The organism is Streptomyces sp. HSS9-12 (assembly GCF_054963655.1).
The window spans coordinates 24,875-33,624 of sequence record NZ_JBUEGC010000062.1 but is presented as its reverse complement, the minus strand read 5'-3'; the positions used below and the strand labels follow the sequence as shown (position 1 = coordinate 33,624).

Here is an 8,750-nt window from a genome sequence, read left to right as displayed (position 1 = left end):
CCCCTGGCTGACGCGGCACTAGCGGTGGGAGCCCAGGTAGAAGAGCAGGTACAGGAATGCCGCGAAGAGGTGGCCCAACACCAGGTAGGCGACAAGTCGGAGCACCAGCCCGCGCGGGAAGCGCCCCTCCCCGCGTTCCGCCCCCGTGACATCCTTCGGCATGTTCAGTCCTTCCTGTGGCTTCCGCCGCCGAGGCACAGCTCGGCGGGCGCGCTCTGCAGCAGCGTGTGAACGAAAAGCAGATCCGCCCCGCCGGGCGATGCGGCGGCGATCCGGTGCGGCGTGAGCGAATCGAAGTGCGCGGAGTCGCCGGGGAGCAGGATGTCCTCGGTGTCCCCAAGCGTGAGGCTCAACTTGCCCTGCAGTACGTAGATCCACTCCTCACCGGGGTGCACCCGTACCAGCTCCCGCTGTGCGCCCTGCGGCACATGCACGCGCAGCGCCTGCATGGCCCGGCCCGGGTTGCCCGCCCGCCAGTACGTCCAGCCCTCGGACTCGACCGCCTCCATGCGGTCGGCCCGCACGATCGGCTCCTGCACCGCGGGGGTCTCGCCGAGCACGTCCGAGACCGTCGTACCGTAGGTACGAGCCAGCGCCAGCAGCATCGGCAGCGAGGGCTGCCGACGGCCGGTCTCCAGGCGCGAGAGGTGTGCGGGCGACAGGCCCACACGGCGGGCGGCGGCCTCGAGCGTGAGGCCTCTGCGCCGTCGCAGATCGCGCAGCCGGGGCGCGACCGCGAGCGGCAGCACCTCGGACGGCTCGGCCGCAGGCGAAAGGTCAGGGCTCATGAGTTCGATTGAGCCAGACCTTCGCCTCTGAGGCAAGTTTCTTACCCAACAGGCAAAAGATCAGCGCTGGGCAAAAAGATCAGCGCTGGGCGATGGCCTGCCGGACGAGCGTGCGGCCAAAGTCCCAGATCAGACCGCCGCCGCTGTGGGCGTCGTCCATCACGTTGGTAAACGCGTCAACGAAGCGGTTCACTTCCCGCTCGCCAATGATCAGTGGCGGGATCAGCTTGATCACCTCCAGGCGGTCCCCCGAGACCTGGGTGAGGATCCGGTGCCGTTGCAGCAGCGGCACGACCACCATCTGCGCGAACAGACCCTTGCGGGCGGCCTGCAGCATCGCCCAGCGGCTGCGCAGCCCCATCGACTTCGGCCTGCCGAACTCGATGCCGATCATCAGCCCGCGGCCGCGTACGTCGTACAGCAGCTCATAGCGGTCGACGAGCGCGGCGAGCCGGGTGCGCAGCAGCTCGCCCGTCCGCCGGGCGTTCGCGACGATCTCCTCGTTCTCCATCGCCGCCAGGGTGGCCAGCCCGGCCGCCATGGCCTGTGCGTTGTTGCCGAAGCTGGCGGAGTGGACGAGCACCCGGTCCATCGAGGAGTACACCCGCCGGAAGATCCACTCCTTGCCGAGGGTCGCGCCGACCGGCACATAGCCGCCGGACAGCGCCTTGGCCACGCACACCAGGTCCGGTTCGACGCCGTCCTCGTGCTGGTAGGCGAAGAAGTCACCGGTGCGGCCGAGGCCGGTCTGCACCTCGTCGGCGATGAGCAGCGCCTTGTGGCGGTGCAGCAGCTCCTGCGCGGCGAGCAGGAAACCGGGCGGGGCCGTGTACACCCCCTTGCCCTGGACCGCCTCGACGACCAGCGCCGCCACGTCCCCGCGCCGCACCTCGCGCTCCAGCGCCGCAAGATCGCCCAGTTCGATCGGGGTGTCGGGCAGCAGAGGTCCGAACCCGTCCCGGAAGCCGGTCTCGCCGTTGACGGACAGCGCGCCGGTGGTCAGCCCGTGGAAGGCGTGGGTGCAGTAGACGATCCGCGGCTTGCCGGTGGCGCGGCGGGCGAACTTCAGCGCGGTCTCCACCGCCTCCGTACCGCTGTTGCCGAAGAAGACCCGGTCCAGGTGCGGGGCGTGGGACAGCAGCCGCTCGGCGAGGAGACCGGGCAGCGGCTGGCAGTCGAAGCGGGTGAGGTCGGCGAGCTGGGCGTCGAGGACGTCGTGCAGGGCCTTGCGTACGACCGGGTGGTGCCGGCCCAGCCCCATCACGCCGAAGCCGGCGAGCATGTCGAGGTAGTCCCGCCCCTCCGCGTCCCAGAAGTAGGCGCCCTCGGCCCGCACGTAGACCTTGTCGAAGCCGATGGTGTGCAGCATGCGCGGCAGCTGGGGGTTGAGGTACCGGGCGTGCAGGTCGTAGCGCTCCGCACCGCGCTCGGCCAGCAGCGTCGCGAGGTCGAAGCCCTTGGGCGCCGCCGATGTCCCGGCGGCGGTTCCGGCGGATGTCATGCCTCGGGTCTCCTTGCGGCGCGGGTTCACCCAGCGTTTCCGCTGATGGTGTCGCGGGCGGCCCGCAGCGACTCCTTGAGGGAGCTCATGGTCGCGAGTACGGCGGTCGGCTCGTAGCCGCAGTGCGCCATGCAGTTGGCGCAGCGCGGGTCCTTGCCCCGGCCGTACGCCTTCCAGTCGGTCTCCTCGATCAGCTCCCGGTAGGTGGGCACATATCCGTCGTTCATCAGGTAGCAGGGGCGCTGCCACCCGAAGAGGGAGTAGTTGGGGATGGCCCAGGCCGTGCAGGGGAAGTCCACCTTCCCCTCCAGGAAGTCCAGGAAGAGGGGGCTGTGGTTCAGGCGCCAGCGCCGCCGGTTGCCGTCCGCGAAGGCCTGGCGGAACAGCTCCCGGGTCTGCTGGACGCCAAGGAAGTGCTCCTGGTCAGGCGCCTTTTCGTAGGCGTAGGCAGGCGAGATCATCATCTGGTCGACCCGCAGGTCGTCGTTGAGGTAGTTGAGCACCTCCACAACGGTCTTCGGGGTGTCGGTGTTGAAGAAGGTGGAGTTGGTGGTGACCCGGAAGCCGCGCCGCTTGGCTTCCCTGATGGCCGCCACCGCCTCGTCGAACACGCCCTCCTTGGCCACCGATTCGTCATGCCGCTCGCGCAGCCCGTCGATATGCACCGCGAACGCGAAGTAGGCGGACGGCCGGAACTTGTCGATCTTCTTACGGAGCAGCAGTGCGTTGGTGCACAGGAAGACGTACTTACGCCGCGACACCAGGAGCCGGACGATGTCCTCGATGTGCGGGTGCATCAGGGGCTCGCCGCCCGCGATGGAGACCATCGGGGCGCCGGACTCCAGCACCGCGCCGACGGCCTGGGCCACGGGCATGCGCTGCTTGAGCACCCCGGCCGGATGCTGGATCTTTCCGCAGCCCTCACATTTCAGGTTGCAGGCGTAGAGGGGTTCGAGTTCGACGATCAGCGGAAACTTCTCCCGCCGCCGAAGCTTCTGTTCAAGGAGATACGTTCCGACGCGGATGGTCTGACGCAGCGGCATGGCCATGGAGCTCACCTCCTGAGGTGCAGCAAGGAACGGTGCCATTCGTAGAAAGCCGGAAGGACGGCACGCAGTACGCGGAAAGCCGATATTCCACCGCGCAGTGTCCCGATACGGACGAGCTCATGCTCAGGAGCGTCCACGACCACCCGGACGGCCGCAACCGGGCGCGGCCCGAGCCGGACGGCGCTCCGCAGCGTGGCGGCCGATTCCATGTCCACCGCGATCGCGCCGGTGGCACGCAGCTCCGCCCGCTCCGCGCCCCGCACCACATGGTCGGAGCCGGTCAGCGGGCCGGTGTGGACGGTGCGCCCCGGCGTGGCCCGTACGAGCCCGGCCAGCGCTGTCGTCAGCACCTCCGTTCCGGTGCAGGCGACGCATCCGTAGGCGTCGCGGGTCTCGTCGGCGACGATCAGGTCCCCGGGGTGCATCCCGGGCTCAAGGCCCGCACAGAAGCCGGCGGCGATCACGGCGGCGTCGCGCGCCGCCGGATCGCCCTGGAGCGTGCGGGTGACGGCGCGCTCCGCGGCCCGCGGGCCCATCCCCGTGCGCAGGACGGTCACCGGCCCGCCGGCGTGCGGGGACCGCACTGCGGCACCGCGGCCTCCCGCCTTGCGCAGGGCGAGGTGTTCGATGCCCAGCGCGCAGGCGATCAGCAGCGGGCCGCTGCCGGGGGCCGGTGCCATCAGGCACCCTGCGATGCGGTCCGGAGACGTTCTCCGTGCAGGTACCGGCCCAGAGCGGTGAGCGGGAAGACCTGCCGGTAGAGGTGGTAGTTGATCGAGAAGTCCCAGGGGAAGCCGGTGCCGGTGAAGTACGGCTCGTCCCAGGAGCCGTCCTCCCGCTGGGTGTCCGCGAGCCAGGTCACGCCGCGCTGTACGGCCTTGCTCTCCCGCTCGCCCGCCGCCAGCAGGGCGAGCAGCGCCCACGCGGTCTGCGAGGCGGTGGATGCGCCCCGGCCCGCCCACCGCGCGGGGTCGCGGTAGGAGCGCTGGTCCTCGCCCCAGCCGCCGTCACCGTTCTGCACCCGCTCCAGCCAGCCGACGGCGCGCCGGATCGCCGGGTGCGAGGCGGGGAGGCCCGCGGCGACGAGGGCGGGGACGACGGAGCCGGTGCCGTAGACGTAGTTGGTGCCCCAGCGGCCGAACCAGGAGCCGTTCGCCTCCTGGTGGCCGAGCAGCCAGATCACGCCGCGCCGGGCCCGCGGGTGGTCCGCCAGGCCCTCGGCGGCCAGCATCTCCACCACGTGCGCGGTGACATCGGCCGACGGCGGGTCGATGACCTCCCCGAAGTCGCAGAACGGCAGCCGGCCCGGGAAGAGGCTGGTGTTGTCGGCGTCGAAGGCCGCCCAGCCGCCGTCCTTGGACTGCATGCCCACGGTCCAGCGCACCGCGCGCCGCACGGCCGCCTCGACCCTCCCGGGGTCCCGGTGCCGTACGCGGCGCAGCGCGAGGACGACCTCGGCGGTGTCGTCGATGTCGGGGTAGTTGTCGTTGTCGAACTCGAACGCCCAGCCGCCGGGGAGCAGTCCGGGCCGCCGTACGGACCAGTCCCCGGGCCGCACGATCTGCTCGCCGAGCATCCAGTCGGCGGCCTTGACCAGCGCCGGATGGTCGGCGGGCAGACCGGCGTCGGCGAGGGCGATCGTGGCGAGGCAGGTGTCCCACACCGGGGACTGGCAGGCCTCGATCATGCGGCTGCCGTCCTCGTGCCACACCGCGAAGCGGTCCAGGGACTCCAGCCCGGCGCGCAGCACCGGGTGGGCCAGGTCGTAGCCGAGCAGGTGCAGGGCGATCACGGAGTAGACGGCCGGGGGCTGGATGCCGCCCCAGCAGCCGTCGTTCTCCTGCCGCTCGATGATCCAGCGGGCGCAGGCGCCCAGGGCCGCACGGCGCAGCGGCCGGACGGCGACCTTCCGGTAGGCGCGGACGGCTTGGTCCAGCCGCTGGAAGACGCCGTCCCAGCTGGTGGCGGGCGGCTTGGGGCGCGGCGGGTTGGGCTGGGCCGGGTTGGTATGAAGCTCGTCGAGGGGGAACGGCGCGGGCCGTACGGGCCGCTTGGCGGAGACGATGGTGAGCGGCACGAGGGTCTGCCGGGCCCAGCAGCCGAAGTCGTGGATATTGAGCGGGAACCACGGCGGCAGGTAGATCAGCTCGGGCGGCAGCTCGGGCAGGTCCTCCCACTTCCACCAGCCGAACAGCGCGAGCCAGATCCGGGTGAACACGCGGGAGGCGGCGATTCCGCCGTGCCCCCGCAACCACGCCGAGGCGGCGGCCATGTGCGGCGCATCGGGTGCGTCTCCGGCGAGCCGCAGCGCGACGTACGCCTCGACGGTGGTGGACAGCTCGCCCGGACCGCCGTAGAAGGTCCCCCACGTACCGTCCTCGTGCTGCTGGGAGCGGATCCAGCGGGCGGCGGCCTCGGTGGTCTTCTCGTCGCGGATGCCGAGGAACTGGCGGAGCATCAGGTCCTCGACGTCCATGGTCACATTGGTCTCGAGGTCGCCCTTCCACCAGCCTCCGGCGTCCTGCTGCCGCAGGAGATGCGCCACCGAGCGGGCAGCCGCCGCTTCGGCGAGGGCCCGGGTCCCTGTGGACTGCCGGGCCTGCTCGGGTTGTTGCTCCTGGTCCGCGGGTACGCGGGACGGTACGGCCCCGGCGCCGCCGTCGGTCGTCGCTGTCATGGCTTCCCCTTCGTGCAGTGCGTCATCTGCTGTGCTGGGGTTCGCCGTCGGCCGGCACCAGAAGTGGTGCCGGCCGGCGACCGCGAGCTATATGAGGGTGCGGATCATCGGGTGCGTACGACCACGAAGTCGGCGAGCGCGACGAGCTGGGCCCGGACGCGGGCGGGCATTTCCACGCGGTCCAGCGCCGCGACCGCGGTGGTGTGCTGACGCCGGGCCTCCTGCGAGGTCCAGTCCCGGCCGCCGGCCTCCTCGATCAGCGCCGCCCGGTTGGCGAACGCCTCCTCGTCGAAGTTCTCCAGGTCGGGGTTCTTGGCGTCGGCGGCGAGGAGTTCGCCCAGTTGCTCGGAGGCCGGGCCGCCCGCGGCGAGGGCGGCGACGACCGGCAGGGACTTCTTGCGCTGGCGCAGGTCGCTCCAGGTGCGCTTGCCGGTGGCCTCCGGGTCGCCCCAGATGCCGAGCAGGTCGTCGATGGCCTGGAAGGCCAAGCCCAGGTGGTACCCGTACGCCTCCAGGGCGTCGGCCATCAGGTCGTCCGCGCCGCCGAGGACCGCCCCGATGGAGACGGCGCAGGCCAGCAGCGCGCCGGTCTTGTTGCCCTCCATCTCCAGGCACTCCTCGACGGAGACCCGCTCACGGTGCTCGTAGGAGATGTCCTGCGCCTGGCCGTCGATCAGCTTGCGGGTGGCGATGGTGAGCCGGCGGGTCGCACGCGCCGCCTCGACGGTGCCGAGCTCCAGCAGGATCTCGTTGGCGAGGGCGAAGAGCGCGTCACCGACCAGAATCGCCTGGGCGGGGCCGTGCACCTTCCACACGGTGTCCCGGTGGCGGCGCTGCTCGTCGCCGTCCATCAGGTCGTCGTGCAGCAGCGAGAAGTTGTGCACCAGCTCGACGGCGACGGCTCCGGGGATGCCGGTCTCCGGGGCGGCACCCGCGGCCTCGGCGGACAGCAGGGCGAGCGCGGGCCGTACGGCCTTGCCGCTGTCGCCGGCCGACGGCCGGCCATCGGCGTCGATCCACCCGAAGTGGTACGCGGCCACGGTGTCCATCGGCGGCGCCAGCCGGTCCACGGCGGCGCGAAGCACCGGCGTGGCGAGCGTCCGTCCGCGCTCGAGCAGCGCGGCGACGTCCGCGGGGTCGATAGCCGGGTTCGCCGAAGTCACGGTCTCTCCTCTGTGTCCTGCTGTACGCGTCGTGCTCATGCCGCCTCCTGCCGGCCACGCGGCAGAGCCGCATATCGGTCCTGCCCTCGCCCGAAGGCAGGGGGCAGGTTGTGGTGCGGGCGGCCAAGTCCGGCCAAGGCGGCCGTGGCGGCTTCGATACCGCTGCGCACGGCACCCTCCATGGTCGCGGGCCAGCCTGTGTCGGTCCACGCTCCCGCCAGATACAGGCCGGGGGCGCGGGTACGGGCCCCTGGGCGGAGCCGTCCGACGCCCGGTGCCGGGGCGAAGGTCGCTGTCCGCTCCCGGGTGACGAAGAAGTCGCGCACCTTCGCTCCGCGTGCGGCGGGCAGCAGCCGCTCCACCTCATGAAGATAGCGCTCCCGCAGCACGGCGACGGGCTCGTCGATCTCCTCGTGCGCGGCGGACTGGGAGAGGGCCAGGTACTGGCCGCCGTCGGTGAGTCCGGAGGGCTCAGTACGGTCGAAGACCCACTGGACGGGGGTGCCCAGCGCGGCGAAGAAGGGTCGGCGCAGCACGGGTCGGTCGTAGACGATGTGGACGTTGAGGATCGGAGCGGTGCCGATGCGCAGCAGCCGCCCGGGGTCGTCGAGGGCTCCGTCGGGCAGCAGGTCGTGGGCCTCACGCTGCGGTACGGCGAGGACGACCGCGTCGGCGGCCAGCCGTTCGCCGCTGCGGGGCCCCTTTTCCACGTCGACGTTCCAACTGCCCTCGGGGGTGCGGATGACGGCGGCGGCGCGGGCGCGCAGCTCGGTCCGTACGCCCGCCCTGTCCAGGGCCGCGCCGGCGAGGGTGTGGTGCAGTTCGCCGAGCGGCACCTGGGACCAGCCGATGTCCGCGGCGCCCGGCTCGGACAGCAGGCCGGTCTTGAAGACCATGGCGGCCAGGCCCAGGGAGGCGTGTGCGGCGCGCGCGTTGAGGGTGGCGATGCCGACCAGGTCCCAGAGGGCTGCCACGGCGCGGGGCGACTGGCCGCGGCCGCGCAGCCAGGTGGCGAAGTCGACGCCGTCGAGGGCGGGGTCGGCCGGGTCGAGCCCCTTCAGGGCGAGGGCGGCGCGGGCGACTTGGGCGCGTTCGGCGAGGGAGAGGTGCGGGTAGCGGGCGAGGCTGCCGGCGAGGTGCAGCGGTACGGGCAGCGCGGTGCGGCGCAGCCGGCCGAGCCGTCCGCGTCCGAACTCCGTGCCGGGGAGGGTGGCCCTGGAGGAGCCGGGGCGACCGCCTCCGATGTCCAGCACGGGGATGTCCAGCCGGTCCTGGAGGGGGGCGTGCCGGGTGCCGTCGATACGGTCGAGAAACCAGCGGTAGGCGGTGCAGCAGCGCAGATAGACGTGCTGGCCGTTGTCGACGGTCAGCTCTCCGGCCGTGCCGCGGCGGCGGAAGGAGAAGGCCAGGCCGCCCAGGCGGGGCCGCCCTTCGAGGAGGGTGACCCGCAGCCCGGCATCGGCGAGGCAGAGCGCGGCGGCGATCCCGGCGATTCCCCCGCCGATGACGGCTACACGGTGTTCGCTCGACTCCCGGCTCCCCCTGGGGGTACTCCCCCAGCTACCGCTGGGG

At 71.9% G+C, this 8,750-nt stretch carries 8 protein-coding genes; all 8 read right to left on the bottom strand.

Annotation, left to right across the window (positions count from 1 at the left end; translation table 11 throughout):
* Positions 1-18: 18 nt before the first annotated feature.
* The gene (locus ACY34J_RS25735) at positions 19-162 is read right to left on the bottom strand and encodes a DUF6126 family protein (RefSeq protein ID WP_462728977.1); all 144 of its coding nucleotides are present in this window, start codon (positions 160-162) and stop codon (positions 19-21) included.
* 2 nt (positions 163-164) lie between these two features.
* Positions 165-788, bottom strand: a complete 624-nt coding sequence (locus tag ACY34J_RS25730; RefSeq protein WP_462728978.1) for a helix-turn-helix domain-containing protein — start codon at positions 786-788, stop codon at positions 165-167.
* Positions 789-867: 79 nt separating this feature from the next.
* Positions 868-2,289, bottom strand: coding sequence for an aspartate aminotransferase family protein (locus ACY34J_RS25725; protein ID WP_462728979.1), 1,422 nt, complete (start codon positions 2,287-2,289; stop codon positions 868-870).
* A gap of 26 nt (positions 2,290-2,315) precedes the next feature.
* Positions 2,316-3,338 (bottom strand): adenosyl-hopene transferase HpnH, encoded by a 1,023-nt coding sequence (gene hpnH / locus ACY34J_RS25720; protein WP_462728980.1) that lies wholly within the window; start codon positions 3,336-3,338, stop codon positions 2,316-2,318.
* Between the two features lie 5 nt (positions 3,339-3,343).
* On the bottom strand, positions 3,344-4,018 hold the full coding sequence (locus tag ACY34J_RS25715; RefSeq protein ID WP_462728981.1) for a phosphorylase family protein: 675 nt from the start codon (positions 4,016-4,018) through the stop codon (positions 3,344-3,346).
* Positions 4,018-6,015, bottom strand: a complete 1,998-nt coding sequence (gene shc, locus ACY34J_RS25710; RefSeq protein ID WP_462728982.1) for a squalene--hopene cyclase — start codon at positions 6,013-6,015, stop codon at positions 4,018-4,020. Before shc ends, ACY34J_RS25715 begins: the two co-directional genes overlap by 1 nt.
* A 104-nt stretch (positions 6,016-6,119) precedes the next feature.
* Positions 6,120-7,217: a polyprenyl synthetase family protein gene (locus ACY34J_RS25705; protein WP_462728983.1), complete on the bottom strand. Its 1,098-nt coding sequence runs from the start codon at positions 7,215-7,217 to the stop codon at positions 6,120-6,122.
* A complete protein-coding gene (gene hpnE, locus ACY34J_RS25700) occupies positions 7,214-8,683 on the bottom strand; it encodes a hydroxysqualene dehydroxylase HpnE (protein ID WP_462729003.1) in 1,470 nt (489 codons plus the stop codon). The genes ACY34J_RS25705 and hpnE overlap by 4 nt, the downstream gene beginning before the upstream one ends.
* Positions 8,684-8,750: the final 67 nt, after the last annotated feature.

Coding starts and splice junctions, on each gene's coding strand:
- ACY34J_RS25725 (WP_462728979.1), bottom strand. CDS start 2,289: ATGACATCCGCCGGAACCGCCGCCGGGACATCGGCGGCGCCCAAGGGC.
- ACY34J_RS25715 (WP_462728981.1), bottom strand. CDS start 4,018: ATGGCACCGGCCCCCGGCAGCGGCCCGCTGCTGATCGCCTGCGCGCTG.
- shc (WP_462728982.1), bottom strand. CDS start 6,015: ATGACAGCGACGACCGACGGCGGCGCCGGGGCCGTACCGTCCCGCGTA.
- ACY34J_RS25705 (WP_462728983.1), bottom strand. CDS start 7,217: ATGAGCACGACGCGTACAGCAGGACACAGAGGAGAGACCGTGACTTCG.
- hpnH (WP_462728980.1), bottom strand. CDS start 3,338: ATGGCCATGCCGCTGCGTCAGACCATCCGCGTCGGAACGTATCTCCTT.
- ACY34J_RS25730 (WP_462728978.1), bottom strand. CDS start 788: ATGAGCCCTGACCTTTCGCCTGCGGCCGAGCCGTCCGAGGTGCTGCCG.
- ACY34J_RS25735 (WP_462728977.1), bottom strand. CDS start 162: ATGCCGAAGGATGTCACGGGGGCGGAACGCGGGGAGGGGCGCTTCCCG.